Annotated in this window: 19 protein-coding genes; 13 read left to right on the top strand and 6 right to left on the bottom strand. The window is 56.5% G+C overall.

Translation table 11 applies throughout. The features are described from left to right. Positions 1–86: 86 nt before the first annotated feature. Both F475_RS08070 and F475_RS08065 read right to left on the bottom strand, forming a co-directional pair. Complete coding sequence (locus F475_RS08070; RefSeq protein ID WP_008026537.1) at positions 87–287, bottom strand: DUF1656 domain-containing protein; 201 nt, start codon at positions 285–287, stop codon at positions 87–89. After that, positions 277–2,424: an FUSC family protein gene (locus F475_RS08065; protein ID WP_111453632.1), complete on the bottom strand. Its 2,148-nt coding sequence runs from the start codon at positions 2,422–2,424 to the stop codon at positions 277–279. Before F475_RS08065 ends, F475_RS08070 begins: the two co-directional genes overlap by 11 nt. Positions 2,425–2,634: 210 nt before the next feature. Here F475_RS08065 and F475_RS08055 point away from each other — a divergent pair, with 210 nt between their 5' ends. The 4 genes from F475_RS08055 to F475_RS08040 all read left to right on the top strand — a co-directional run bounded on the left by F475_RS08055 (position 2,635) and on the right by F475_RS08040 (position 7,976). Beyond that, positions 2,635–3,534: a bestrophin family protein gene (locus F475_RS08055; RefSeq protein ID WP_111453630.1), complete on the top strand. Its 900-nt coding sequence runs from the start codon at positions 2,635–2,637 to the stop codon at positions 3,532–3,534. A 76-nt stretch (positions 3,535–3,610) separates the two neighbouring features. Further along, a complete protein-coding gene (locus F475_RS08050) occupies positions 3,611–4,666 on the top strand; it encodes a tetratricopeptide repeat protein (protein ID WP_018926026.1) in 1,056 nt (351 codons plus the stop codon). Between the two features lie 140 nt (positions 4,667–4,806). Beyond that, on the top strand, positions 4,807–6,309 hold the full coding sequence (locus tag F475_RS08045; protein WP_111453629.1) for an ATPase domain-containing protein: 1,503 nt from the start codon (positions 4,807–4,809) through the stop codon (positions 6,307–6,309). Further along, entirely contained in the window at positions 6,306–7,976 is a 1,671-nt protein-coding gene (locus F475_RS08040; RefSeq protein ID WP_111453628.1) for a response regulator, read from the top strand. The genes F475_RS08045 and F475_RS08040 overlap by 4 nt, the downstream gene beginning before the upstream one ends. A 29-nt stretch (positions 7,977–8,005) precedes the next feature. On the opposite strand, the gene F475_RS08035 is transcribed toward F475_RS08040, so the two are convergent. From F475_RS08035 to F475_RS08020, 4 genes are all read right to left on the bottom strand, one after another. Next, positions 8,006–8,383 carry a response regulator gene (locus F475_RS08035; RefSeq protein WP_018926027.1) on the bottom strand — a complete coding sequence of 126 codons (378 nt, stop codon included), beginning with the start codon at positions 8,381–8,383 and terminating at the stop codon, positions 8,006–8,008. Positions 8,384–8,427: 44 nt separating this feature from the next. Next, complete coding sequence (locus F475_RS08030) at positions 8,428–9,642, bottom strand: hybrid sensor histidine kinase/response regulator (RefSeq protein ID WP_018926028.1); 1,215 nt, start codon at positions 9,640–9,642, stop codon at positions 8,428–8,430. Between the two features lie 78 nt (positions 9,643–9,720). Further along, positions 9,721–10,533 (bottom strand): protein-glutamate O-methyltransferase CheR, encoded by an 813-nt coding sequence (locus F475_RS08025; protein WP_018926029.1) that lies wholly within the window; start codon positions 10,531–10,533, stop codon positions 9,721–9,723. Then, positions 10,533–14,024, bottom strand: a complete 3,492-nt coding sequence (locus F475_RS08020; RefSeq protein WP_111453627.1) for a response regulator — start codon at positions 14,022–14,024, stop codon at positions 10,533–10,535. The genes F475_RS08025 and F475_RS08020 overlap by 1 nt, the downstream gene beginning before the upstream one ends. A gap of 269 nt (positions 14,025–14,293) precedes the next feature. Between F475_RS08020 and F475_RS08015 the strand changes: the two genes are divergently transcribed. From F475_RS08015 to F475_RS07975, 9 genes are all read left to right on the top strand, one after another. Further along, entirely contained in the window at positions 14,294–14,656 is a 363-nt protein-coding gene (locus F475_RS08015; RefSeq protein ID WP_111453626.1) for a response regulator, read from the top strand. A gap of 200 nt (positions 14,657–14,856) precedes the next feature. Further along, positions 14,857–18,648 (top strand): hypothetical protein, encoded by a 3,792-nt coding sequence (locus F475_RS08010; protein WP_111453625.1) that lies wholly within the window; start codon positions 14,857–14,859, stop codon positions 18,646–18,648. Between the two features lie 146 nt (positions 18,649–18,794). Next, on the top strand, positions 18,795–20,090 hold the full coding sequence (locus tag F475_RS08005) for a glycosyltransferase (RefSeq protein WP_018926033.1): 1,296 nt from the start codon (positions 18,795–18,797) through the stop codon (positions 20,088–20,090). Between the two features lie 149 nt (positions 20,091–20,239). Further along, positions 20,240–21,106 carry a phospholipase gene (locus tag F475_RS08000; protein WP_111453624.1) on the top strand — a complete coding sequence of 289 codons (867 nt, stop codon included), beginning with the start codon at positions 20,240–20,242 and terminating at the stop codon, positions 21,104–21,106. A gap of 189 nt (positions 21,107–21,295) precedes the next feature. Further along, positions 21,296–22,177, top strand: a complete 882-nt coding sequence (locus F475_RS07995; protein ID WP_064618047.1) for a hypothetical protein — start codon at positions 21,296–21,298, stop codon at positions 22,175–22,177. Between the two features lie 80 nt (positions 22,178–22,257). Next, positions 22,258–23,163 (top strand): AraC family transcriptional regulator, encoded by a 906-nt coding sequence (locus tag F475_RS07990; RefSeq protein WP_111453623.1) that lies wholly within the window; start codon positions 22,258–22,260, stop codon positions 23,161–23,163. Between the two features lie 288 nt (positions 23,164–23,451). Beyond that, positions 23,452–24,762: a sugar ABC transporter substrate-binding protein gene (locus tag F475_RS07985; protein WP_111453622.1), complete on the top strand. Its 1,311-nt coding sequence runs from the start codon at positions 23,452–23,454 to the stop codon at positions 24,760–24,762. Positions 24,763–24,944: 182 nt separating this feature from the next. Continuing rightward, a complete protein-coding gene (locus tag F475_RS07980; protein WP_064618053.1) occupies positions 24,945–25,874 on the top strand; it encodes a carbohydrate ABC transporter permease in 930 nt (309 codons plus the stop codon). 10 nt (positions 25,875–25,884) lie between these two features. Further along, complete coding sequence (locus F475_RS07975; RefSeq protein ID WP_111453621.1) at positions 25,885–26,715, top strand: carbohydrate ABC transporter permease; 831 nt, start codon at positions 25,885–25,887, stop codon at positions 26,713–26,715. Positions 26,716–26,726: the final 11 nt, after the last annotated feature.

Here is a 26,726-nt window from a genome sequence, read left to right as displayed (position 1 = left end):
AGGCACGAGTCTGTACGCCAACGCACAGAGTCCGCTCAGAAGCTGATGCGCGGTTCAACGTTAATGGCCCCAGTTGAAATTACAGCTCAGGCGCCCATCACCAGAATCAACGTTGCGCATACGCAGGCATACAACGCGCCTTCGAACAGGGCTTCATGCCAGACAAATCGCAATACCCCCAGGCGGCGCAAGGTCCAGTCCAACAGCAGAAAAATCGGCAAGGCCAGCAACAGCGCCTGGGCGATTGGCGGCAGATAGACGCCCCCCACTTCCAGATCAATGGGCAAGGGCTGGCACTCCTTCCTTGTCTGCGGGTTGAAAGTATTTGCGATGGCGCTCCAGAAACGACACCACGATCAACAACGCCACGCGCATCCTGAATACCGACCACAGGTGTTCATGTACGTCTAGATGCAAGTCGTCCATTTCATCGCCCAAGACATGCAAGCTTCCGAGCAACTGCACAAGGTCAACCCCGGGTCGCCCGGCGATCAATCGCCCTGTCTCTCGGACAGCCGCCAGCAAACGGTTCTGTTGTTGCGTACTCAACAACGTATTGCTCTGCCCCTGCTGCCTGAGCTGGTTCAACGCCACCCCCAGCGCCATGCACCCCAGGCTGACTTCGAACAGCTCGCGGGTATGCTTGTCGCTGGTCGCCGGCAATAGTCCCAACATCATGGTCAGGCGATCGACCATACGGCTTTCAAACGCAAATTGCTGTTCATCGGTGGCCGGCGTCTTCAACAAAGCGTAGACCTGCTCGCAGCTTTCATTGAACAGCCGGCGCATTCGTAAATCGGGCCTGAACGGGAAGATCAAGGCATACACGCTGAGCGCCATCGCGGCCGCGCAGATATACGCACCGGCAAACTCGAACCACTGAATGGCATTGTTTTGGCCGATTCCTGCGTTTTGCGGCCCCAGCAACAACATGGTCGTCAGTCCAAGACCAATGCCTGTGCCAGTGGTTGGCGGACTGGCCAGCCCCACCGCGACCGCGTACAGCAATGGCGCAAACAACAAGGCGAGCGACTCGAAGTCACTGATCATCGGCATCAGCATGAACAGATAGAACGCCGACACCACCAAGGCCAGACCCAGCCCCCTGGCAAAGCTTTGACTGGCCAGCAACGGCCGCGGAAAAGTCGCCATCAGCGAACAGAGAATCCCCACTACAATCATCCCGCCACGGGCCCCATCCCAAGCAGTCTCGATCCAGATCAGCCCCGCCACCAGCAACGCGGTAAATGCCCGGATTGCGTTCATTGCTGCCAACGTGAAGTCCAGATGCAACGGGTTGTCCTGGCCGCGGAACACGCAACTGGCTTCCCGTCCTTCCTGGATCGCGTCGCTCAGTTCCAGAATCTGCCCCAGTTGCTCCAACATCCGTGCCTGCTCCCAGCGCAGTGCCCAGGCCAATGAACGCAGCGTGGCAGGCATCGTCTCGGTGAGTTGTTCGGCCTTGTAGGCCTGGTCATCGAAACGCTGTTGCAGCGCCAAAAAATGATGCCGCGCCTCGGTCGACAATGAGCGACCTTGCACGGCCAACTCATCAAGGAATGCCAGTTCCTCGCTGCGCAACCGCTGTATTTCTTCCGGCAACGCGCCCTCCCAACGTTCGGTGAGTAATTGCCGCTGGTGACGCAAAGCCGTCAGCCGCGAAGTCAGCAGCACCAGTTGATTGCCAAGCAATTGCACCAGGCTATTGGAATTGCGCAACCGTGGTGCATCGAAGTACAAATGTCGACGCAGCCCTTCAAGGGCGCTGATCTCGCCCAACAGTTGCATTTGCCGCTTGTGGAAATCGGCCTCGCTTTCCTCGGTTCGAATCACCGCTGCCGCGTGAGTCGCGAGCAGTTTGATCACTTGATCGATCTTGGCGAAGTAACCCTTGGCCACCGCCTCCGGTCGCGCCGTCAGAAGGCTGACAACGCACACGCAGGCCACCGCCAGCAATGTTTCTGTCACGCGAGTGACTGCCAGCAGGAACGTACCCTCCTGATCGGGTTGCGCCAGCAGTGCCACCACCACCGCCGTGTAACCGCTCAGGACAAACGCTTGGGAACTGGTGTAGCGCAACAAGGTGCCGCCGGCGGTACACAGCGCCAACCACAAGGCCAGGGTGATGATGAAGGGCAGCGGCGCCTGGGGGAAAATGGCCATGATCAACACCGCGACTGCCGCGCCCAACGTGGTGCCGATGATCTGGCCGAAACTTCGGGCCAGGGCCATGCCGCCCAATGGCTGACTGACAATGATCACCGCCATGATCGACCACTTGGGCTGGTCGAGGTCGAACACAAAGGCCAGATACAGCGTCAGCAACCCGGCCACGATGGTTCTCAGGGCAAACAGCAGCACCTCGCGTCCGGGGTTGAGAATCGCCTTGAAGTATTGAAGCAGCGGTTGCATGGGAGCGCTCATCGAGTCATCTCCTGGAAGCGTAGTCATTGCTTCCTTGCTTCGACGAGTTTCAATGTCGACAAGGCCTGTAGGCCATTTCGCCGATGGACACGCCTGCGCTGATAGAGCCTGTCGATCACTTCGTCAGCCAAAGCGATTGGACAGGATCCCCCCATGCCCCTAGGCTGAAATCGCTGCGCAAGCATCACTCTCTCTATAAAGCCCCTGTCCATGATTGTGCGTCCCAAGCCGAACCTGCTCGGCATGTTGTTTTCCCTTAAAGGCTCGATTGCCAAGCGCATTGCCTTGCGCAGTCTGTTGGTGACCCTGTTGGCGTCGGTAATCGTGCTGGTGGAGATCTGGCACCCGGCGTATTTCTCCAAGGTCAACGCCACGCCGTTCACCCTGCTGGGTCTGTCGTTGTCGATCTTCATGAGTTTTCGCAACAATGCCTGCTACGACCGCTGGTGGGAGGGCCGCAAGCATCTGGGGCAGTTGATCATCGAAGTGCGATCGTTGATTCGTCAAACCCAGGGGCTGATGGAGGCGGCCGAACGTGAACTTATGCTGCGTGAACTCTGCGGGTTCGCCCATGGCCTGATCGCCCGCCTGCGCGTTGAAAACGAGATGAGCGCCATCAAGCCGTGGACGCAGGATGCCGTGGACGCAGAGCATCCGAACATCACTGACGCGCTCTTGCAGCGGATTGGCGTCCGGTGCTCGGCCCTTGCCGAACGCGGCCAGATCAGCGAATGGCGTTATACCCAACTGGAAACGCGACTGGTCAGCCTCAGTCAGGTCCAGGCCAGTTGCGAACGCATCAAAAGTACGCCGCTGCCCTTCCCCTACACCCTGTTGCTGCACCGCACCATCTACCTGTTCTGCATCTTGTTGCCGTTCGCCATGGCCGAATCTCTTGGCTGGCTGACACCGGTGATTACCGCCATTGTCAGCTACACCTTTTTCGGCCTCGACGAAATTGGCGACGATCTGGAAGACCCGTTCGGCTTCGATGAGAACGATCTGCCGTGCAATGCGATTTTGCGCACGCTGGAGCGCGAAGTGCTGGCAGCGCTGGGGCAAACCGACTTGCCACCGGCCCTTGAGCCCGATGACTACGTGCTGAACTGAGCCAGGGTTTGACTCACAGCCCGGCCTGACCGAAGCTGGTGACCTTGTAAAAGCCTGTCAGCTCCCGGATTCCTGCATGCCTCAGTCCCGCCGCTATCTGCTCATCAGCCTCTGTGCACTGTTTGCCCTCGCCCTTGCCTGGTTTTTTTTGCGCAGCACGACGCCCGTGGTGCCGGAGGCAATTCGACGCGGCTACAGCGAAGCGCTGACCCAGGCACGCATGGGTCAACCGGGGGCGGCGCGGGTTCTTTACCAGCAATTGGGCCGCCCTGACCTGTCCGACAAACGCCGCGTCTGGCTGCATGCCGAACTGCCCAACTACCCCAGCCCGCAAGCCTTGAAACTGGCGGATGCGGACCTGCAACATCCATCGGCGGAGGTACGCATCGCGGCGATCAAAAGCATCAGCGGTTTAGTGCCCAATGGACAGCGAAGTCTGTTGCTCGGGCCCTTGCTCGATGACAGCGACCCAAGCGTCCGGTTTGCGGCGGTCAACGCCTTGCTGGGGCTGTCTCCGGATGAGCTGGGGTTGTATTTCGGCCCCCTGGAGCAAGCCATTGACGCTTGGGAGCAGGTCCTCAAGCAGCAGCCGGAAAGCGCCGACACCCAGTACCAGCTGGCACGCCTGCATTTGCACAATGCCGAACTGAAGGACGCGCAGCAGGCATTGGAGCGCACGTTGCAACTGGCGCCCGGCAACTTGCCGGCACTGGTGATGCAGATTGACGTGCTGGATCGACTGGGCCAAAGCGATGCCGCCCAGCAATTGTTGGCGAAGCAGTTAAAGGCCCAGCCCGATTCGGCCTACTTGCAACATGCGTTGGGGCTCTGGTTGCTGCATCACGGGCAAAGTGAGTTCGCCTTGCTCGGGCTGTCCAAAGCCGTGGAGCTTGAACCCGACAATAAGGATTACCGCTACGACCTGGCCACCACGTTGCATGGTGAACAAGAGCTGGAGGCCGCGCAGAAACAGCTGCAGGAAATCGTCCAGCGTCACCCGGCCGATCGTAAGGCGCGCGTGCTGTTGATCAACTATTGGAAGGAAAGCGGGCAGCTGCAGAACGTACAGATCCTGTTGGCGCAGCTCGAGCAGCTCAATCCGGATGATCCGGCGTTGCAGCAAGGGCTATAAACGATCTCTCGGTAGCCGCTACAAATCAGAGCAAGAAAAGGTTGAACCGCCGACTCGACGAAAGGTCAAGTGATCAGGCAGCCCATTTCAGGCACTTGAAGCCTGCTGCCTCGCTTCCCCTAGTCATGAGAGGGCATTTTTTGACTACATCTAACGAGTTGATCAGCGCAAAAGCCGGTACCGGTATCGAAGGTCTGGATGACATCCTGGCCGGTGGATTGTCCCGCAGCCATCTGTTCTTGCTGGAGGGTGAACCCGGAACCGGCAAAACCACCGTCGCGTTGCATTTTCTGTTGGCTGGCGCCTCTGCCGGCGAACGCTCGTTGTACATCACGCTGTCGGAAACCGAGCGCGAGCTGCGCCAGGGCGCGTTGTCTCACGGCTGGGAGCTCGATGAGAACATCCACATCTTCGAGTTGACGCCGCCGGAAAGCCTGCTCAATGCCGAGCATCAGCAGAGCCTGCTGTACTCCTCGGACCTGGAGCTGGGTGAAACCACCAAACAGATTTTCGAAGTGGTCGAACGGGTCAAGCCGACTCGCGTGGTGCTCGACAGCCTGTCCGAAATCCGTCTGTTGGCCCAGAGTTCTTTGCGATATCGCCGGCAGATTCTGGCCATCAAGCATTACTTCGTGCGCTACGACGCCACGGTGCTGCTGCTCGATGACCTGACCACCGAATCCCTCGACAAAACCGTACACAGCGTGGCCCACGGAGTGATTCGTCTCGAAGAGCTGACGCCCACCTACGGTGCCGAACGCCGACGCATCCGCGTGGTGAAGTACCGCGGCCAGAAATACCGTGGCGGTTTCCATGACTTCACTATCATGGGCGACGGCGTGCATGTGTTCCCGCGACTGGTCGCAGCCGAACACCGCGGGCGTTATACCCGCCAGCAGTTGACCAGTGGCATCACGGAAATGGACGCCCTGCTCGGTGGCGGTATCGAGACGGGCTCCAGCACGTTGATTCTCGGTCCGGCCGGGACCGGCAAATCGCTGATCTCGATGATCTTCGCCGCTGCGGCAGTGGCCCGTGGTGAGAAGGCCGCGCTGTTCATCTTCGATGAAGAGCTGGGACTGCTGTTCGAGCGGATGAAAAACATCGGCATCGACCTTCAGGCATTGCAAGACACCGGCAACCTGATGATCGAGCAAGTGGACGCCGCCGAATTGTCCCCCGGCGAGTTCTCCCACCGGGTTCGCCGTTATGTCGATGAGGGCCAGATCAAAACCGTGGTGATCGACAGCATCAACGGTTATCAGGCCGCGATGCCCGAGGAAAATGCGCTGGTGCTGCACATGCACGAGTTGCTGCTGTACCTCAATCGTCAGGGCGCCGCGACGTTCATGACCGTCGCTCAGCATGGGCTGGTGGGGGACATGCAGGCGCCCGTCGACATTACCTATCTGGCCGACACCGTCATTCTGTTGCGCTACTTCGAGGCGCTGGGCAAGGTTCGCCGGGCAATCTCGATCATCAAGAAACGCACCGGCAGCCACGAATCGACCATTCGCGAATACCGCATCAGCAGCCAGGGCATCACCATCGGTGAGCCGCTGGATGCATTCCAGGGTGTGTTGCGCGGCGTGCCGATTTACATGGGCGCGAGTAATCCGTTGCTTCAGGAAGACGTCAAGTGACCGTCATCGAGGCGATGTCCGAACGCGCAATCATTCTTGCGCCGGTGGGACGCGACAGCCAGATCGCGCTGATGATACTCAACGAAGCCGGGTTCGACGGGATCATCACCCCGGATCTTGTTGCGTTGTGCAGTGAACTTGAGCAAGGCGCCGGATTGCTGGTGATTGCGTCCGAGGCCTTGTTGGGCGCAGACCTGGAACCGCTGCTCGGTCTGATCGAGCAGCAACCGGCATGGTCCGACCTGCCGATCGTACTGCTGACCCACCACGGAGGCCCGGAACAGAACCCGGCATCTCGGCTCGGCCCTCAGTTGGGCAATGTAACGTTTCTCGAGCGGCCATTTCATCCGGTGACCCTGATCAGCCTGGTCACCACCGCGTTGCGCGGGCGACGACGGCAGTATGAAGCCCGGGACCGACTGATTGATCTGAGCCAAAGCGAACTGCGCCTGCAAAATACTCTGGAAACCCTCGAACAACAGGTCGAAGAACGCACGGCACAATTGCGTCACAACGAAGAAGCCCTCAGACAATCGCAGAAAATGGAAGCGGTCGGTCAACTCACCGGCGGCATTGCCCATGATTTCAACAACATGCTGACCGGCATCATCGGTAGCCTGGAGCTGCTGCGTCGACGCCTGGCCCGAGGGCGCACCGAGGACCTGGACAGCCTGATCGACCTGGGGGTGACGTCCGCCAACCGCGCGGCGGGCCTGACTCACCGACTGCTGGCGTTCTCCCGACGCCAGTCGCTGGATTCAAAACCCGTGGAGATGAACGTCCTGGTGGCATCCATGGATGAACTGTTACAACGCAGCATCAACGAAAGCATTCACCTGGAAATGCAACTGGACGACCAGCTGTGGGTGGCCGAGGCAGACCCCAACCAACTCGAAAGCGCCCTGCTCAACCTGGTACTCAATGCCCGGGATGCCATGCCCGACGGCGGAAAAATGCTGGTCAAAACCTCCAACCAGCATCTGGATGCGCAATACACCCAAGCCCATGACAATCTCCAACCCGGTGATTACATCGCCCTGAGCGTCACCGATACCGGTTACGGTATGCCGGAAAGCACCATCAACCGGGCCTTTGACCCGTTCTTCACCACCAAACCCATCGGCCAGGGCACGGGCCTGGGGTTGTCGATGATTTACGGTTTCAGCAAACAGTCCCGCGGCCACGTCACCATCCACAGTGAAGTCGGAAAAGGCACCACGGTCAGTCTGTTTCTACCGCGTTTTCGTGGTGAGCTCGTTCAAGATACACAAGCCGATCTGCAACACGCGCCTTACGCCCGGGAAGGCGAAACCGTGCTGATCGTCGAGGACGATCCCGCGGTACGAGTCCTGGTCAGCGCCGTATTGAGTGAATTGGGCTATGCCTTCGTTGAGGCGGGCGATGCCGATAGCGCGCTGCCGATACTCGACTCCGGGCAGCGTATCGACCTGTTGATCAGCGATGTGGGGTTGCCCGGGATGAACGGCCGACAATTGGCGGAAATCGGCCGCCAATACCGGCCCGACCTCAAAGTGTTGTTCATCACCGGGTATGCCGAACACGCTGCCGTGCGCGGTGGTTTTCTTGACCCCGGCATGCAGATGATCACCAAGCCGTTCACTTTCGACCTGCTGACGGCGAAGGTACGGGAAATGATCAGAATCTGAAGCACTCTTGCATAGGAGCTGCCGCAGCTTCAGGAGAGCATGTCCTGCATGATCTGTTGCAACACATCCAGATCGAATGGCTTGGCCAGGATCGGTGCCTTGCGGGTGATCGGGCTGTCGGTCTCGCGGATTTCCTGCGGGTAACCGCTGATGAAGATCACCTTGAGTTCCGGTCGCAGCTTCACGGCTGGTTCGGCGATTTGCACGCCAGAAATCCCGCCAGGCAGGCGGAAATCGGTGATCATCATGTCCAGGTTTGGTTTGCTCGCCAGGATCTCAAAGGCCTGCTCACCATTTTCGGCTTGCAGCACCCGGTAACCTTCACCCGACAAATAAGCGGACAGCACCATCAAAATCGAAGGGTCATCTTCAACGATCAGTACCACGTCTTGTGCATCTTCACTCATGGAAAACCTTTGTTCGGTCAATAGCTGCTGATACGACCATGTGGTCAATCAGAGGTTGCGTTCATCGGGCTGTTTTCCTGCAGCGGCAGACAAACGCGAAACAAGGCGCCTTCGCCAATCCGGCTCTCGACGGTAATGGAGCCACCATGGGCGGCGACAATCTGCTGCGAAATAAACAACCCCAGGCCCAGCCCCGCCACCACGGCCCTGGTGGAAACCCGCTCGAACTGCTGAAAAATGCGCTGTTGATTCTCTACACCGATCCCGATACCGCGATCCTGAACCTCAACCCGCGCTTGCCCGTGGTGATTGTACACGCGAACGTCGATCGCGCTCTTGGCACCATAGCGCAACGCATTAGTCAGCAGATTGCAAATCACTTGTTCGATACGAAACTCGTCCCAGTCGCCCATCACGGGCTGGTCGGCGATCAAGCTGACTGACGACTCTGCGGCCTCAACCTGCGGTGCGAAGTTCTGCAAAAGATTGTGCACCAGTTGCACCAGGTCAAACCGACTGGGGCGGATAGACAGCTTGCCGGTGCGGATCCGCGACACATCAAGCATGTCTTCGATCAGGCGGATCAAGCTTTTGATCTGCCGTTCGTCGCGCTCGACCATGGCGTGCATTTTGTCCAGGGTGAACGCCGCGGCGTTATCCCGGGCCAGGTGCATTTTGCGCAACTGGGTTTCGAGGATCAGGCCATTGAGCGGTGTACGGACTTCATGCGCAACGATGGACATGAAGTCATCGCGCATGCGCACCGCCTGCTTCAGTTCTTTCTGGGTGTTCTGCAACTGTTCGAGCAACGCCCCCTGTTCGCGGCGACTTTGCTCCAGGGCTTCGACCTGTTGCTTCATCGCCTTGCTCTGGCGATACAGATCGACGAAGACATTGACCTTGCTCTTGACCGCGTGAACATCCAGCGGCTTGTGCAGAAAATCCACGGCTCCGCTTTCGTAGCCCTTGAATGCGTAGTTGAGATCACGGCCAGCGGCACTGACGAACACAATCGGGATGCTTTTGGTTTTTTCCGTGCCGCGCATCAACTCGGCCAACTCAAAGCCGTTCATGCCGGGCATCTGCACATCGAGAATGGCCAGCGCGAATTCGTGCTGCAACAACAACGACAAGGCTTCGTCGGCGGACAAGGCCTTGTAGACGATGAGGTCCTGCCGCTTGATCAACGCCTCAAGCGCCAGCAGGTTCTCCGGCAGGTCGTCGACGATCAGCAATTTGGCCTGGATGTTACTTAGCATGGGATTTGTTCCCGCTCGACACGAAGACGGCCGAAGCACCGATCACGATAGCTTCTACACAAGGAATACCTGCACGGTTCATGATTTGCGGTAGATCCTTTCTTGTTTGACCAACGGCTCAAACTGATTGCCATAGGCCGAAAAATCCAGGGTTTCCTTGCTGCCCAGTGCCAGAAAGCCCCGATGACACAAAGATTCGTGAAACAAGCCGAACGTTCGATCCTGAAGCTTTTTGTTGAAGTAAATCAGCACATTACGACACGAAATCAATTGAGTTTCGGAGAATACGCTATCAGTGGCCAGGCTGTGATCGGCGAACGTTACGTTGTCGCACAGGCTCTTGTCGAAAATCGCGTAGTCATAAGCCGCCGTGTAGTAATCGGCGAACGAACGCTGACCACCGGCCTGCTGATAATTGTGAGTGTAGGCCCGAACATTCTGCAGGGAGAAAATCCCCTGCCTGGCTTTATCCAGCGAGCGCGGGTTGATGTCGGTGGCGTAGATGATGGTGCGCTCCAGCAAGCCTTCTTCGCGCAGCAGGATCGCCATCGAATAGACCTCTTCGCCGGTGCTGCAACCGGCAATCCAGACCTTGATCGACGGATAGGTCTTGAGCAGCGGCACCACTTCCTGACGCAGCGCCAGGAAGTGCGAAGGGTCGCGAAACATTTCGCTGACCGGAATCGTCAGCAATTGCAGCAGCTGCATGAACGCGGTTGGGTCGTGCAGGACCTTCTCTTGCAGCGCCGAGATGGTATTGCACTCGAATTGGCTCAATGCATGGTTGACCCGACGCTTGATCGACGCGCCGGAGTAATCGCGAAAATCGTAGCTGTATTTGAGGTAGATCGCTTCGATCAACAACCTCAGTTCGATTTCGCTGCGCTCCATTAGAGGCGTTCCATCTTCGGTAACCACACACGAATCAGCGAGAACAGGCGATCCAGGTCGATGGGCTTGGCCAGGTAGTCGTTGGAGCCGGCCTGCAAGCAGCGCTCCTGATCGTCCTTCATCGCCTTGGCCGTCACCGCAATGATCGGCAGCTTGCGCCAGCGCAGATCCTTGCGGATTTCCTGGGTGGCTTCGAAACCATCCATTTCCGGCATCATCACGTCCATCAGCACCAGGTCGATGTCCTCGACTTCATTTAATCGCTCAATTGCTTCACGACCGTTACGGCCAATCACCACCACCGCGCCCTTGTGCTCCAGCGCACTGGTCAGGGCGAAGATATTGCGTACATCGTCGTCCACCAGCAGCACTTTGCGCCCCTCGAACACCTTATCGCGGCTGCGGGCGGTCTTGAGCATGGTCTGGCGTTCATGGGATAACCGGGATTCGACCTTGTGCAGGAAGAGTGTCACTTCATCCAGCAACCGCTCGGGCGAACGCGCGCCCTTGATGATGATCGAGCGCGAATACTTGCGCAGCTCGGCCTCTTCGTCCCGGGTCAGGTTGCGTCCGGTATAGACGATCACCGGTGGAAACGAGCAGATATCCTCGCAGGACATGCGCTTGAGCAAGTCGTTGCCAAGCATGTCCGGCAGTTTCAGGTCGATGATCATGCAGTCGAAAATCGTGGTGCGCAGCAAATCGAGTGCATCCTGCGCCAGGCCGACGGCGGTGATTTCGATGTCCTCGTCGCCGATCAATCGGGCAATGCTGTCACGCTGCAGATCGTCGTCTTCGACCAGCAATATGCGTTTGACCTTCTGGGTCAGTTTGGCTTCGAGGCGGGCAAACACCTCCTTGAGCTCCTCGCGCGTAGTCGGTTTGACCGCGTAACCGATGGCGCCCATGTGCATGGCGGCCTCGACACGGTCTTCGACCGAGATCACATGCACGGGAATGTGCCGGGTTTCGGCTTGCTCTTTCAGGCGCTGCAACACCGTCAGCCCGGAATGATCCGGCAGGCGCATGTCCAGCAGGATCGCGTCGGGGATGAATTGCCTGGCCAGGTCGTAGCCTTCATCGGCGCCGTAGGCCACCAGGCACTGATAACCCAGTTCATGGGCCAGATCGTAGAGGATACGCGCAAAGTCCGGCTCATCTTCCACCACCAGGATGCAACGAGTGGCGAACGGCGCCCCGTAGCGATCATCATCGAAACGCGCGATTTCGACCTCGGCAACCAGCGGCACAGGCGCGGTAACCACGATGGCTTGCGGCATGGTCACCGGCGTAGCTTTCATCGTTTCGACAGGCGTATCGCCCGGTTCGATGTAGTGCTGCGGCAACACCAGGGTGAACACACTGCCCTGCCCCGGCGTGCTGGTCAGGCTGACGGAGCCGCCCAGCAAGGTGGCCAGATCACGAGAAATCGACAGGCCCAGGCCGGTTCCGCCGTAACGACGGTTAGTAGTGCCGTCGGCCTGACGGAAGGCTTCAAAAATGCTGTCCTGATGATCCGGCGCAATGCCGATCCCGGTATCACGGACGATAAAGGCGATGCCCTCGCCTGGCTGAGCCGCGACAATCAGGCTGACTGTGCCCTTTTCGGTGAACTTCACCGCGTTGGACAACAGGTTCTTGATCACTTGCTCCAGGCGCTGGCGATCGGTGAACAGCATCAGCGGTGCGTCAGCGCGCAATTCGACTTCAAAATCCAGTTTCTTGTCCGCGGCCAACGGCTCGAACATTCCTCGCAGGCCTTCCACCAGGCGCGCAACGCTGGTGTTCTCCGGACGCACCTCAAGCTTGCCGGCCTCAACCTTGGAAATGTCGAGAATGTCGTTGATCAGGTTGAGCAAGTCGTTGCCGGCGGAATAGATCGACTCGGCGAACTTGACCTGCTCGGCGCTGAGGTTTTCCTGCGGGTTTTCCGCCAGCAATTTCGCCAGAATCAACGAACTGTTCAGCGGCGTGCGCAATTCGTGGGACATGTTGGCAAGGAATTCGGATTTGTACTTGCTGGCACGCTGCAATTCTTCGGCGCGGGCCTCGAGCTCGAGCTGGGCCTGATTCAGCAGGCCGTTCTTCAGGTCCATGGCGTCGCGTTGCTCGGCCAGGATCTGCGCCTGTTCGGCGAGTTGCTCGTTGGTTTGCTCCAGCTCGATCTGCTGGGTTTCCAGGTGAGCCTGGGACTCCTTGAGAACCCGCGACTGCTCTTCCAGCTCTTCGTTGGCGCTCTTGAGTTCTTCTTGCTGAACCTGCAACTCTTCGTTGAGTTGCTGGGTTTCGGCCAGCACTTCCTGTAAGCGCTGGCGATAGCGCGCCGCTTCGATCGAGGTGCCGATGTTGCCGGCAACCAGTTCGAGCAACTCGATGTCACGATCTGTCAGCGGTCGCAGGAAACCGAGTTCGATCACCCCGTTGACGCGATCGTCATCGCTGGTCGGCACCGCCAGTACACTGCGTGGTAAACCTTCGCCCAGGCCGGAGCTGACTTTGAAGTAGTCCCCTGGCACCTCATCAAGACGAATCAGGCGCGCCTGTTGCGCCACCTGGCCGACAATCCCTTCGCCATTGTAAATCTGCTGCTCGAGTGCTTCCTGTTCCCGGGAGAAGCCGTAAGACGCGATGCGCTTCAGGCCACCATGCTCCTCACGGACATAGATCGCCGCGACGGCGCTGCCCAGGTATTGCGCGCAGAACTGCAGGATATTGCGGCCCAACAGATTGAGCGATAACTGCCCCAGGACTTGCTCGGCCAGTTCGGTCTGGCCATTGCGCAACCAGGCCTGCTGTTCCAGACGCCGGGCGCTGGCCTGTTGCGCGGCGAGGTTGACGCTGTAGCTGCGGGACAGGTTGAGTAGATCCCGGCGGCCGACATAGGCCAGCAATCCGCTGATACCGGCTACGAACAACAGATAAAGGGCGATGCTCCAGATTGTGGCGCTTCGCACTTCTTCATTGCGCGTGGCACGCAACTGCTGCTCCATGTCGATCACGTCTTCGAATTGCTTGCGGATCTCATCGGTCAACCGTTTGCCGCGCCCGACCTTGACGACGCTGCGGTAATCACCGCCTGCGCGCTGCAAATCGATTATCGATTGCGCGTAATTGGCCCATTCCGTCTGCAAGGCCTGGAGCCGGTGCAAGCGGTCGGTTTGCACCGAATTGTCCGCGGTCAGTTCGAGCAAGGTATTGAGGGCGGCCACTATTCTTGGCTTGGCCGTCTCATAGGGCTCGAGAAAATGCTCGTCGCCACTGAGCAGGAAACCGCGCATACCGGTTTCCAGATCGACGGTCAGTTTTACCGCTTCATTGGCATTATTGATCACCCGGTCCGAGTGCTGGACCCACTGGATCACCGACAACAGATAGGTGATCAGCAAGACAAAGAACGCCGCGCTGATGACACCGACACCCAACGGCAGGCTGACGTTGCGGCTCAGGAGTTTACGGAATCGTTGCTCATCAACCGCAGGCGCAGAGGTCATGGGAAGCCTTGTCGAACTGTTGAAAGCCATCGAGTCTGCCCCAAATCAGCCGAGGGTATCCATTTTTCTGACACGTTTTTCGGCAAAATCCTGCATTTCACTGCCCCAGCGCAAAGGAGCGGTTACTCTGTGCGGCTCTTGTGCGGCTATTGTGCGGCTATTGTTCTTTGTAACGCCTCGGGAACTTGTCGTGATCCGTCACTTACTCATGCAAGAGCCCGGCGATTTCGATCGACGCTATCGCAAATCCAACCTTTGAGAGCCCCACTATGTCCACCAACGCATCCACCATCCTGGTCGTCGAAGACGATGCCATCGTGCGCATGCTGATCGTCGATGTGCTGGAGGAACTGGAATACCGGGTACTTGAAGCCGATGGCTGCGAAGAGGCGTTGGATTTCATCAACGATGAGGATCGGCACATCGACTTGCTGATGACCGATGTGGGGCTGCCAATCATGGACGGTCGGGAGCTGGCCAAGCAGGCACGCATGCTGCGCCCCGAGTTGCCGATTCTGTTCGCCAGCGGTTATGCCGAAAGCATCGAGGTGCCTGATGACATGCATGTGATCGGCAAGCCGTTCTCGATTGATCAACTGCGGGATAAGGTCAAGGGCATACTTGAAACGTAACTAAGCGCTTAAGCCGCGCCAAGCACCTGTTCCTGAAAAGAGCGGTGCTTATTAGTTGTTCCGCAACGGAACAGTCCGCACCCATAAATACTTTATGACCCCACCTGAAACAGGCACTAATACAATGTCAGTTGCCCAATAACTTAAACTAAAAGAGGATCTCCGCACCTTTAAGCAACAACCAGTAGAAGGAACCACTAATGAACCAACCGCGCACAGCTGCGAATTATAATTTGCAACCATCAAGCCCTCAAGATATTACCCCTCGACTTAAGCAAGGTATTGAGGGCGATAAAATCGAGCGAGGCGAAATCATCGCACAGCTTAAAAAGGCTATTTCCGGAAAAGAAAACAATGAGCAGATAGACTGGGAAGAGCTATTCATTACAGTGACCGAAGGTTCTTCGTTCGAACAGGCACTGCGCCCCGGGGCTGTCATGTTGCAGAGCATGATCGACAAGCCCGCCTTTAAAGAAGTGCTCGCCTACTATGCCGTTCATCCTGATGCTTCGTTCTATGTTGTCGATGCCGGACACATCATCGCGTCCCATAATGGCCGCGAAATACGATTGACCGCAAAAACGAAACTTGATCCGGATCTCAATGATGATCTGGTTGCAATCGCTGACATTGCAGCAACCATCGACAGAGTGGTGTTCTTCGACAATCGGCTGGGTGTTGCTCAATGGATCACATTCCACGAATACGAACTGCCCGAAGATGTAAAACGCATTAAAAACCTGATCAAGCATCTGGAGTTTGACTACCACCCTTCCCCGGCATTGGGTAACTACTGGGAAGCCATCACAGGCAGTGAGGACAAGGCTTTGGTGCTATCGGCGGATGACAGGCAAACAATTCGTACCTTGACCGCTCAGCATATCGGGGGGCGCGGAAAGCTGCTGGTGGACCTGTGCAGTATTGTATTGGGAAACCGTTCGAAAACAGCAAACCGATTGAATTGCCGCGAACTGCTGCACGAATTGGGTGTACACCCCTATTTCAAAAGTTGGTCCGAAAGTTATTTAAAAGCGCTTGACTGGTACGTATCCAAATCAGGTGAGCCCGTCTCTGAGTTGAACCTCGAGCAGGTGCTCATGACTGCAATTATTCTCGACATTTACCCGGACGCGGGAGGCGACGAGCGTCGAAATCACATCGCGGGTTACAACCTTTATGCGCCTGAAAACATAGAGAAATCGGTTCCAGAGGTTTTCACTGAACTGGAACGGCATCTTGAGAGTGAGCATGACATTCCTTCTAACACCAGTACGCTCGCCGCCTACTTGCTGCTGGCAGGCAGGGCACCCGAATTTCTGGTAAGAGATCTGCCCGAATCATTGCGACTGGGCACCCCCGAATGGATTACATTCTGTCGGGGCGTTGCCATAGCAGAAGCCAACGCTTGCGGTTCCGTGCTTTCCATGACCTTTGCAAACGTCATGCAACTTGAAGCGATTGAGCCAGTCAACAAGGAGCAGGAGATTCTGCACAGCGTGCTGTCAGTCGATCCGATTATTGACTGGGCGCTGTTGAACAACGTGATTACGCTTGAGCAGGTGATCATTGACTATAAAGGTTCTGGTGATCGTGCCATTGGGGCTTATCAGACCTTTGCGGATGTCTATTCGCAAGCAGTCGCCACGTTATCGACCCCACTGCCCAGCCGAAAAGCGATTTCCCGGGAGATACTTGAGCAGATCGTGCCGGACTGCGATTTCATCGACGAAAAAATACTGTTCGAGAAACAACGGGGTTGGCACGAGTTCAACAATTTCGAGCCGTTAGCCATGTCCATGGTAGAGCTCAACATGTCCAACCATCTGGGGACACTGAACTGGGATTTGAAAAAAAGCCCTAGTCTCTACCAGAGATTTCCGCACCTTGTGCCTAATCTGGTCTCTACGGAGGGGATTTTCAAACGTCGCTTTGACCAGGCTTATGCGCCATTGGAAAAAGCGATGGCCAGTATTGTCAATCTGGCTTTGTCGGCGTTACCGCCGGCTGACCGGGTTCGTTTGCTGTGCGGTGAAGTCACTTTCTTCACTATCCGGCCCTCGGTTGCCATCATCCAGCCTCCCGATTTGTTTCCTCAGGAAAAACAGAAAGCCAAAGATGAAGCCACGGGTCGCTATGGCGTCGTGATGTGCTCGAAATATGAAGGCCGGTTGTATTGTTATGAACTGTTCACCTTACACGGTGAATGCAGGGAGAACCCTCAACTGGCAGCACTTGTGCAAAAAGAAGGTCTGCTGGCACAACCTGCGAGACTGGACTTTACCGATCACATCAACAGTTTGAGCAAAGCCGAAAAAATCCACAATTTGCCAACTGATATAGAGAGCTATACCCATGGAGTTCCACCCGGCAACACCCGGTCCAGTCATGGGGTAATTGAAAAACTGGGATCATTGAACGCATCGGTAAAAACAACACGCACTATTAAGCCTGGTTATTATGAGAGCTATCAAAGCGAAGAATTCAGCCCCCTGACAAATTTCATTTTGAAGCATCGCCCCCTCTGGACGTACGACGAACTGATAGAAGACGCACGGGGCCGAACAGAACTGGAGCAAAGACACTCAAAGGAAGAACAACAATTCGAGACATTCATTAATATTATTGTGCCTTTTAAATCCTGCATCGAAGACTTCTTCTCCGACGATCCGGACCGTAACAGGGGCAGTACGTTGTCCTGCACGCTTGAACTTGCGATGACCGTTTTGCTGGTCGTTGGCGTCGCCGCAAAAGCCGTTAGCGTCGCGGCAAAGGCCGTTTCCACGGCCTCGAAGGCCAGAGCGCTAGCCAAGTTGGGCCTAGGGTTTCTCCATTCTGTGTTCAACCCGCTGGACGGTACGCCAGAGCTGATCCTGGGCGTCGGAAAGTATTTAAAGAAAGGTGTATTGGGTATCAGTCGGGCTGGCTTGAACTCTTTGGAAAGTGCAACCCATCAACTTCGAAGACTGACCGGCAGTGCTGACGCTTATGACTTGATCAAAGCGGCGCAACGAACTGATATCGGACAAGGAACCTGGCGTCCGCTGGGTAGCTCTGGAGATTCTTTCGTCGTGTCTGCGGTCCGCATGCAGGATGACTGGTACGCTCTCAACCGGCTGGGGCAGCCGTGGGGAAAGAAACTCAAAAACTTCGACTTGAGTTTCAAGTCCTACGTTCGCAAGAAACTCCTCCCGGATAGCTTCGTCTCCGCCTATGTCAAAAGAAGCTTACCGATCGCCCAGACAAAAATTGACACCGCACTGCATCAACTGGTGGCGAACAGTGCTGATTTCGAAGTAAAAGCAGTAATAAAGTATTTCTTCGGCAACAGTTCCGCTCAAACTGTTGAGCACCTGACCGAAGCATTACGCAAAATGAAAAAAGACCTCAATCACATCTCCCTGAAGAACATAGATATTGTAAAAAAACCTTCGGACGGCGCGCTGGCGGCAATGCTTCCCGAGACCTTCGCGCGATGGAAAGCAGCGAATTACTCCGCTGACTCGGTTGAAAGTCGATTCATTAAGATCTACTCGGACAATATGACTGACTTTTTCCAAAAGGAAAGGTTCGACAAAGGACGGATCGCTGATGGCGTGGTGCATGAGATGTCTCATGGCTCACAACGTACGATTGACCTGATGTATGGCAACCCGGATCCCGCATTTGGTAAGGCAGGCGATGTCGATGTGACTCAGTTGATGAATCTGGCGAAGCATCCGGAAGGATTAGATCCTTTCACATTGCGGGATGCCGATCACAAGGGGTTCCGTGAGTTTAACCAGCTTAAAAAAGACTTGCCCAAGATCGTTGCCGAGGCTCCTGCACTCCTGAACGCCGACTCTTACGCCCTGGCTATTGGCTTGCTGAATCAACGATCGGCCAATTACCCGCGCTTTCTCGAAAACCTGGGCCGGATGAGGAGCAAGTTCGACACCGCAACCGGTAAGCACATCACGGAGGCTGTGATCATTAATCTGTCTACACTCGCCTAGATGCCTGGGACAGAAAATCTCTGTCAACAGGGGTGCTGACCTCCCGTCGACTCAAGTAAACGGCCGCAAACTCACAGGAATCGCCTCCTGTGGTTTAATTGCGGCCTTTTCTTCGTCCCTCCTCGCCTACACCAAGGAACACTGTCATGAGTCAGCTCAACGCAACCAAAGTCCTGGTCATTGGTTACGTCTGGCCCGAGCCCCGTTCTTCAGCGGCCGGTGGGCACGTCATGCAAATCCTTGAGACATTCTTGCAGCAAGGCTGGGACGTCACCTTCAGTAGCCCGGCCGGAACCGGCGAACATCGGGCTGATCTGACGGCGTTGGGCATTCGTGAAATTCCGATTGAATTGAACAACAGCAGTTTCGACGACTTCGTCAGTGAACTTGCTCCGGACATAGTGCTGTTCGACCAGTTCATGATGGAGGAGCAGTTTGGCTGGCGGGTCGAAAAATACTGTCCCGATGCCCTGCGTGTCCTCGAGACATCGGATCTGCAAAGCTTGCGGCACGCCCGGCATCAGCGCCTCAAGGATCGCTTGAAGGTCAGTGACGACAATAATGATTTCAGCGACTTGTTCGCGCCGGCGTTGCGCGAAGAGTTCGAACTGATGGCTGATACCGATCTCGCCAAACGGGAGATTGCTGCGCTGTACCGTTGCGACTTGAACCTGATGATCTCTGAAGTGGAGATCGAATTGCTGGTCGAGCAGTTCAAGCTGCCGCGCAACTTGTTGCACTGGTGTCCGCTGATGGTCGAACCTGAGCTCGTGCCGCCGACAGCCTTTGAAGATCGGGCGCACTTTCTCAGCATCGGCAATTTTCGACATGCGCCGAACTGGGATGCGGTGCTCTGGATGAAAACAGCCATCTGGCCGTTGATCCGCGAGCAACTGCCCACGGCTCAGTTGCATATCTACGGTGCTTACACGCCCCCCAAAGCTACCGCGCTGCACAACCCGGCCCAGGGTTTTCATGTCATGAACTGGGCAGAAGATGCTTTGCAAGTGATGTCGGCGGCACGCATTTGTCTGGCGCCTCTACGCTTCGGTGCCGGTATCAAAGGCAAGATCGTCGACGCCATGTTATGTGGCACCCCCACGGTGACGACGCCCATCGGCGCCGAAGCCATGCATGGCAATCATCCCTGGCCTGGGACCGTGGCCCGCACGGCACGGGAACTGGCTGACTGTGCGGTGCGGCTGTATAAGGATGAAGCGCTTTGGGCGCAGGCCCAATCCCACGGACAGAGGTTACTGGCCGATCGATATAAAATGTCGGAACATGGCCCGGCATTGATCAAGAAGTTGTTGCACTGCCAACAGCACTTGACTCAACTTAGACGCGATAATTTTACCGGTAGCATGTTGCGTCATCACCACCATAAAAGTACGCAATACATGGCGCAATGGATTGAGGCGAAAAACCGAAACCCTGCCTAAGTTACGCACAACCAAATATACATATCTTGCATTATCACGACAATTGATCACCCCTCTCTTTCCCTTTATAAATTCTTGACCGAAGTGGGTGGCAGTCACTCACTTCGGCCAACCAACAACACCTATCAAACTATGCAAGGAAGCATTAAATGGACAACATTGTTCAGAACAACTACGCATTTAGAAACTGGATGGGCGCCACGCCGGCGATTGATACTTTGTCGCTCGCCGAATTGACACTGCCAGGCACCCATAACGCCGGCAGCGACTGGAAGGCATCCTGGCCGCTGATCCCAGGCGCCCATTGGCTGGCGTGTCAGCACGAATCGTTTTACTCGCAACTGCGCCATGGTTCCCGAGTGCTTGACATCCGTTTGACGTATGACGCCAGTGCGCCGGGGCTCGGCAAGTTCTGCATTCATCACAACGGCTACCGTAACGGCCGCACGTTTGGGCACCTTGTCAAAGACGTAGAAATATTTCTGCAAGAAAACCCCAATGAATTCATCATCCTGGATTTTCATGAGTTGAATGGGGATACCTTTGATTACGCTTACTTCAATAAGATGATGATCCATTTCCTTGGATACCGCTTGATTCCCAACCAAAATCGCTCGTTGAGCATCGGCCAACTCAAACGTCTCAGCGACAGCCAACGCGTTGTGGTTGCTGCGCCTTGGCACTGGGCAATTGACAAGAACGTGTTCATTCAGCAAATCGAGCACAAATGGTCTGGCAACGGCCTCACCAGTGCCTCCGAGTTGGAACAGCACATTATAAAAGTGCTGAAATTCCCGCCAGGCACATGGGCACCATGGTCCCTGTCCGCGACCAGTTATAGCGCTCTCGGTGGTCCGGTAGATATTCACGATGAGCTTAATTCGTGGTTTGACCCGAATAAAAGCGACTGGGCAACACGGTGCAACATTATCAATGTCGACTTTATTGAAGAAAGCAACATCGTTTCGTATTGCCTGACCGCAAACCTGAGTAAAGCGGCCAAGCGCGCCAACTAGCGCCGAGCCATTAAAGGGTTAATTCTTATGCAAGTATTTCCGTGACTGGCAATGCAGTCGCGCACTTCTATGCTGGGTCATGAAAGCCTTTCTACGCAGGCGAGCAATAGAGGTATGGCACGCAGCCACACCCGAAACATGGACCTCGTCCCCTCCATGGAGGGGACGAGTCTACGACAAGGAACTGTCATGACCCATAACGCAGTAATCACGCTGGATAAACAAAAATGGATGAGTAATGCCCTCGACATCGATCGTATAAAACTGACTGATGTTATCTGGCCCGGCGCCCATAACGCCGGCATGGATAAACAGGCGCCTAATTATGAGGTGGTCGTCGGCAACTGGACGACATGTCAAAACGGTTCATTTGCATGGCAATTGTCCAATGGCGCACGGGCATTCGATATCCGCCTGGGCTACACCGAGGGGGCTGAGCAGTCGATTTTCTATTTCCATCACCATGGATATCAATCACATCGGGTTCTCGATGAACTCATCAGCGCAGTTTCATCTTTCCTGGACCGAAACCCGGATGAATTCGTGGTTTTGGACTTTCATCAGCTAGGGGACGGTAACAATCGCTTTGACTATCAGAAACTCAATGAGCTTCTGGTCAGCCAACTCGGACAGCGAGTGATACCGCCCGACAACGCCACAAAAACGATCGGCGAGCTCAAGCGGATCAGTGCTCTGCGCCGGGTGATATTAGCGGCGCCCGTACGGCGGGAACTGGATGAGAATTATTTCTGGCCGCGTATTGCACACAAGTGGATCAACAAGCGGTTTACCGACACCGAGGATTTGAAAACCCATATTTCCAACACACTCAAAGACGCGCCATACGAAACATTTTTATGGTCGTTATCGGCCACCAGCTACGCGTTTCTGGGAGGGCCTCAAGACATCAAAAACCACATCAATGACTGGTTCAATCCCACCCGGGACTGGGTCACGCGCTGCAGCATCATCAATACCGACTTTTTCGACGAATCCGAAATCGTTCGTTACTGCTGGAGTGCCACCAGCATGAAAGCGGTATACGGTGATGCCTTGCATGCCCCCGCCTGAGCACAGTCGCGTTGCAAGCTGGCCTTAGGCGCCCCGAAAGAGGCATGATCAAGAGGCGATAACAATAAAAGCGCCCTGACATGACCCGAACAGCCAGAGTCACCGATCCTTCCTACGAATTGATGGACGACCACAACGGGTTGTCCATCATCTATCGCCAACACGGATTCCCCTGCCCCCTGGTGCGCTGGCATTTCCACAAGGAATACGAACTGCACTTGATCATCGCCAGCTCCGGCAAGGTGTTCATCGGTGACTACATCGGTAACTTCTACCCGGAAACACTGTTCCTGACCGGCCCCAACCTGCCCCACAACTGGATCAGCCAGGTGGCCGAAGACGAAGTGGTGCCCGAGCGCGACATGCTGGTCAATTTCACTGACGAGCTGTTCGAAAGTGGCCATCAGGTATTCGCCGAACTCAAGACAATTGCGCCCTTGCTGGAGCGCGCGCAGTACGGCATCGAGTTTCGCTGCAAGCGCACCATACGCCAGGCCATGACCTTGATGCAGCGCATCGCCGACACCCAAGGCATGACCCGGCTCGGGTATTTTTTCATTCTGCTGGAGTTGCTGGCGGCGTCCGATGACTACCAGTTGCTGTCCGGTGCCACAACGCCGCAATTGGCCGATGAACACAATATCGACCGTACCAACCGGGCGGTGGATTACATCTTTGCCCATTACGCCAGGGATTTAACGCTGGAAGAGGTGGCCGAGCATCTGGGCCTGAAGCCGACCTACTTCAGCCGAGTGTTCAAACAGGCCACCGGACGCTGCTTCATCGAGTTCGTCAATCGCCTGCGCATCAGCAAATCCTGCGAGCTGCTGGCCGATGGCGACAAAACGGTGACCGATGTGTGTTTCGAGTCGGGCTTCAACAACATTTCCAACTTCAACCGGCGTTTTCAGCAACTCAAGGGCATGACGCCGTCGCACTACCGGCGGCTGGCGGTGCAACGGTTGACTGAGCAAAACCTCGGCTGATTTTTAGATCTCCTTCGCGGGCAAGCCTCGCTTTTGCAGGAGCGAGGTTTACCCGCGAAGAGGCCGATGAAACCTGTACAAATTCAATGACCGCTCGCCTCTGCAAAGCCTGTCCTTGCATCTCCCCCGCCAAAGCCCAGTGCAAAAAAGTATCGATCACAGTGCGATGGATGATTTGTCAGCCTGTCAATTGAAGGCTGTAATCGCTGCACATTCTTCCCTCCGCAGGAAGACACAAAAACAATAACTGTCCTTCTGTAACCCCCGGGTGCAGAAAAGGAGTGCACGATGCAACCTTCGGTAAAAGCTCTGCTTGCCCTCACCTGCATGACCCTCAGCAGCGTCAGCCTCGGCGCTCAGACCCTGACCATCGCCACCGTCAACAACAGCGACATGATCCGCATGCAAAAGCTCTCGAAAACCTTCGAAGCCGAGCATCCGGACATCAAACTCAATTGGGTGGTGCTTGAAGAAAACGTCCTGCGCCAACGCCTGACCACCGACATCGCCACCCAGGGCGGGCAGTTTGATGTGTTGACCATCGGCATGTACGAAGCCGCACTCTGGGGTGCCAAGGGTTGGCTGGAACCGATGAAGGACTTGCCGGCCAACTACGCCCTCGACGACGTTTTCCCTTCGGTGCGTGAAGGTCTTTCGGTCAAGGGCTCGCTCTATGCCCTGCCGTTCTACGCTGAAAGCTCCATCACCTATTACCGCACCGACCTGTTCAAGGACGCCGGGCTGACCATGCCGGAACGCCCGACCTGGGAACAGATCGGCGAATTCGCCAGCAAACTCACCCATAAAGATAAAGAACAGTACGGCATCTGCCTGCGCGGGAAGGCTGGCTGGGGCGAAAACATGGCGCTGATCACCACTGTCGCCAACGCCTATGGCGCGCGCTGGTTCGATGAGAAATGGCAGCCGGAATTCACCGGTGCTGAGTGGAAAAATGCGCTGAATTTCTACGTCGACACCATGAAAAAGTCCGGCCCACCCGGCGCATCGAGCAACGGCTTCAACGAGAACCTGGCGCTGTTCAACAGCGGCAAGTGCGCGATCTGGGTCGATGCCAGCGTGGCCGGCTCGTTCGTGACCGACAAAACCCAGAGCAAAGTCAGCGACCACGTCGGCTTTACTTACGCACCGCATCAGGTCACCGACAAAGGTTCGGCCTGGCTGTATTCCTGGGCACTGGCCATCCCAACCAGTTCCAAGGCCAAGGAAGCGGCGAAAACCTTCAGCGCCTGGGCCACGTCCAAGGAGTACGGAGCCCTGGTCGCGGAAAAAGACGGCATCGCCAACGTGCCACCAGGCACTCGCGCTTCGACCTACACCGAGGCTTACATGAATGCCGCGCCGTTCGCCAAGGTGACGCTGGAATCGCTGAAAGCCGCGGACCCGAGCCAACCGTCGCAAAAGCCCGTGCCCTACATTGGCATCCAGCTGGTGACCATTCCTGAATTCCAGGCCGTGGGCACCCAGGTCGGCAAGCTGTTCTCGGCCGCGTTGATCGGCCAGACCACGGTCGACCAGGCTCTGACCGCCGCCCAGTCAACCACCGAACGTGAAATGAAGCGCGCCGGTTATCCCAAATAACCAGCGCCCCCCATGTAGGGGTCGGCTTGTGTGGCGAGGGAGCTTGCTCCCGTTCGACTGCGCAGCAGTCGCAAAGCTTTTGGGGCCGCTTCGCGACCCAGCGGGAGCAAGCTCCCTCACCACACAAGCCTCGCCCCTACAGTTGATCTTCATTTGTCTGTTCCCAATCGGTTCTGATCGCCATGAATACTTCAACCACTGTCAAAGCTCACATGGACATCCCGCAACCGGTGCGTAAAAGCCGGTTGACCAACCCCGGCTGGTTTCTGGTCAGCCCCTCGGTGGCGTTGCTGCTGCTGTGGATGATCGTGCCGTTGGGCATGACCATTTACTTTTCGATGATCCGCTACAACCTGCTCTACCCCGGCGAAAACGAATTCGTGGGGCTGGAGAACTTCAGCTACTTCCTGAGCGATTCGGGTTTCCTGCCCGGCGCCACCAATACCCTGTTGCTGGTGGGCAGTGTGTTGCTGATCAGCGTGGTGTTCGGCGTGTTGATCAGCGCGTTGCTGGAGGCCAGTGAGTTTCTCGGTCGCGGCATCGTGCGGGTGATGTTGATCTCGCCGTTCTTCATCATGCCCACCGTCGGTGCGCTGATCTGGAAGAACCTGATCTTTCACCCGGTCTCGGGAATTCTCGCCTACATCTGGAAGCTGTTCGGCGCGCAGCCGGTGGACTGGCTGGCGCACTACCCGCTGCTGTCGATCATCATCATTGTGTCCTGGCAATGGCTGCCCTTCGCGATCCTGATCCTGATGACTGCCATGCAGTCCCTCGACCAGGAACAAAAGGAAGCCGCGCGCCTGGACGGTGCCGGCCCGATCGCGATTTTCTGGCACCTGACCTTGCCACACCTGGCCCGGCCGATTGCGGTGGTGGTGATGATCGAAACCATCTTCCTGCTGTCGGTGTTCGCCGAAATCTTCACCACCACCAACGGTGGCCCCGGTTACGCCTCGACCAACCTCGCCTACCTGATCTACAACCAGGCGCTGGTGCAGTTCGACGTCGGCATGGCCTCCGCCGGTGGCTTGATCGCGGTGGTGATTGCCAACATCGCGGCCATCGTGCTGGTGCGCATGATCGGCAAAAACCTGACAGACAAAGCCTGAGGCCCGCGCCATGACTCTTCAACAATCCCGTCGTCTGCAAAGCCTGCTGCTCGGCACCCTGGCCTGGGCCATCGCGATCCTGATTTTCTTCCCGATCTTCTGGATGGTGGTGACCAGTTTCAAGACCGAAATCGACGCCTTCGCCACGCCACCGCAATTCATCTTCACGCCGACGCTTTCGAACTACCTGCACATCAACGAGCGTAGCGATTACTTCAGCTTCGCCTGGAACTCGGTGGTGATTTCCTTCAGCGCCACCGCTTTGTGCCTGCTGATCGCGGTGCCGGCCGCCTATTCCATGGCGTTCTACGAAACCCAGCGCACCAAAGGCACGTTGCTGTGGATGCTCTCCACCAAGATGCTGCCGCCAGTGGGCGTGCTGATGCCGATCTACCTGTTGGCCAAGAGCTTTGGCCTGCTGGATACGCGAATCGCGCTGATCGTGATCTACACGCTGATCAACCTGCCGATCGTGGTCTGGATGGTTTACACCTACTTCAAAGACATCCCCAAGGACATCCTCGAAGCCGCACGCCTGGACGGCGCCACCCTGTGGCAGGAAATGGTCCGGGTGCTGCTGCCGATCGCCAAGGGCGGCCTGGCCTCCACAGTGTTGCTGTCGCTGATCCTGTGCTGGAACGAGGCGTTCTGGTCGCTGAACCTGACCTCGTCCAAAGCCGCGCCACTGACCGCACTGATCGCCTCTTACTCAAGCCCCGAAGGTTTGTTCTGGGCCAAGTTGTCGGCGGTGTCGACCCTGGCTTGCGCGCCGATCCTGATCTTCGGCTGGATCAGCCAGAAACAGCTGGTCCGCGGACTGTCGTTTGGCGCCGTGAAATAGCCCTCAAAGAA

This window comes from Pseudomonas sp. URMO17WK12:I6 (genome assembly GCF_003253625.1).
Classification (GTDB): Bacteria; Pseudomonadota; Gammaproteobacteria; order Pseudomonadales; family Pseudomonadaceae; genus Aquipseudomonas.
The sequence above is the reverse complement of the archived record's forward strand: the minus strand, read 5'-3'. Positions and strand labels throughout refer to the sequence as shown.

Coding starts and splice junctions, on each gene's coding strand:
- F475_RS08065 (WP_111453632.1), bottom strand. CDS start 2,424: ATGAGCGCTCCCATGCAACCGCTGCTTCAATACTTCAAGGCGATTCTC.
- F475_RS08055 (WP_111453630.1), top strand. CDS start 2,635: ATGATTGTGCGTCCCAAGCCGAACCTGCTCGGCATGTTGTTTTCCCTT.
- F475_RS08050 (WP_018926026.1), top strand. CDS start 3,611: ATGCCTCAGTCCCGCCGCTATCTGCTCATCAGCCTCTGTGCACTGTTT.
- F475_RS08035 (WP_018926027.1), bottom strand. CDS start 8,383: ATGAGTGAAGATGCACAAGACGTGGTACTGATCGTTGAAGATGACCCT.
- F475_RS08030 (WP_018926028.1), bottom strand. CDS start 9,642: ATGCTAAGTAACATCCAGGCCAAATTGCTGATCGTCGACGACCTGCCG.
- F475_RS08025 (WP_018926029.1), bottom strand. CDS start 10,533: ATGGAGCGCAGCGAAATCGAACTGAGGTTGTTGATCGAAGCGATCTAC.
- F475_RS08020 (WP_111453627.1), bottom strand. CDS start 14,024: ATGACCTCTGCGCCTGCGGTTGATGAGCAACGATTCCGTAAACTCCTG.
- F475_RS08015 (WP_111453626.1), top strand. CDS start 14,294: ATGTCCACCAACGCATCCACCATCCTGGTCGTCGAAGACGATGCCATC.
- F475_RS08010 (WP_111453625.1), top strand. CDS start 14,857: ATGAACCAACCGCGCACAGCTGCGAATTATAATTTGCAACCATCAAGC.
- F475_RS08005 (WP_018926033.1), top strand. CDS start 18,795: ATGAGTCAGCTCAACGCAACCAAAGTCCTGGTCATTGGTTACGTCTGG.
- F475_RS08000 (WP_111453624.1), top strand. CDS start 20,240: ATGGACAACATTGTTCAGAACAACTACGCATTTAGAAACTGGATGGGC.
- F475_RS07995 (WP_064618047.1), top strand. CDS start 21,296: ATGACCCATAACGCAGTAATCACGCTGGATAAACAAAAATGGATGAGT.
- F475_RS07990 (WP_111453623.1), top strand. CDS start 22,258: ATGACCCGAACAGCCAGAGTCACCGATCCTTCCTACGAATTGATGGAC.
- F475_RS07985 (WP_111453622.1), top strand. CDS start 23,452: ATGCAACCTTCGGTAAAAGCTCTGCTTGCCCTCACCTGCATGACCCTC.
- F475_RS07980 (WP_064618053.1), top strand. CDS start 24,945: ATGAATACTTCAACCACTGTCAAAGCTCACATGGACATCCCGCAACCG.
- F475_RS07975 (WP_111453621.1), top strand. CDS start 25,885: ATGACTCTTCAACAATCCCGTCGTCTGCAAAGCCTGCTGCTCGGCACC.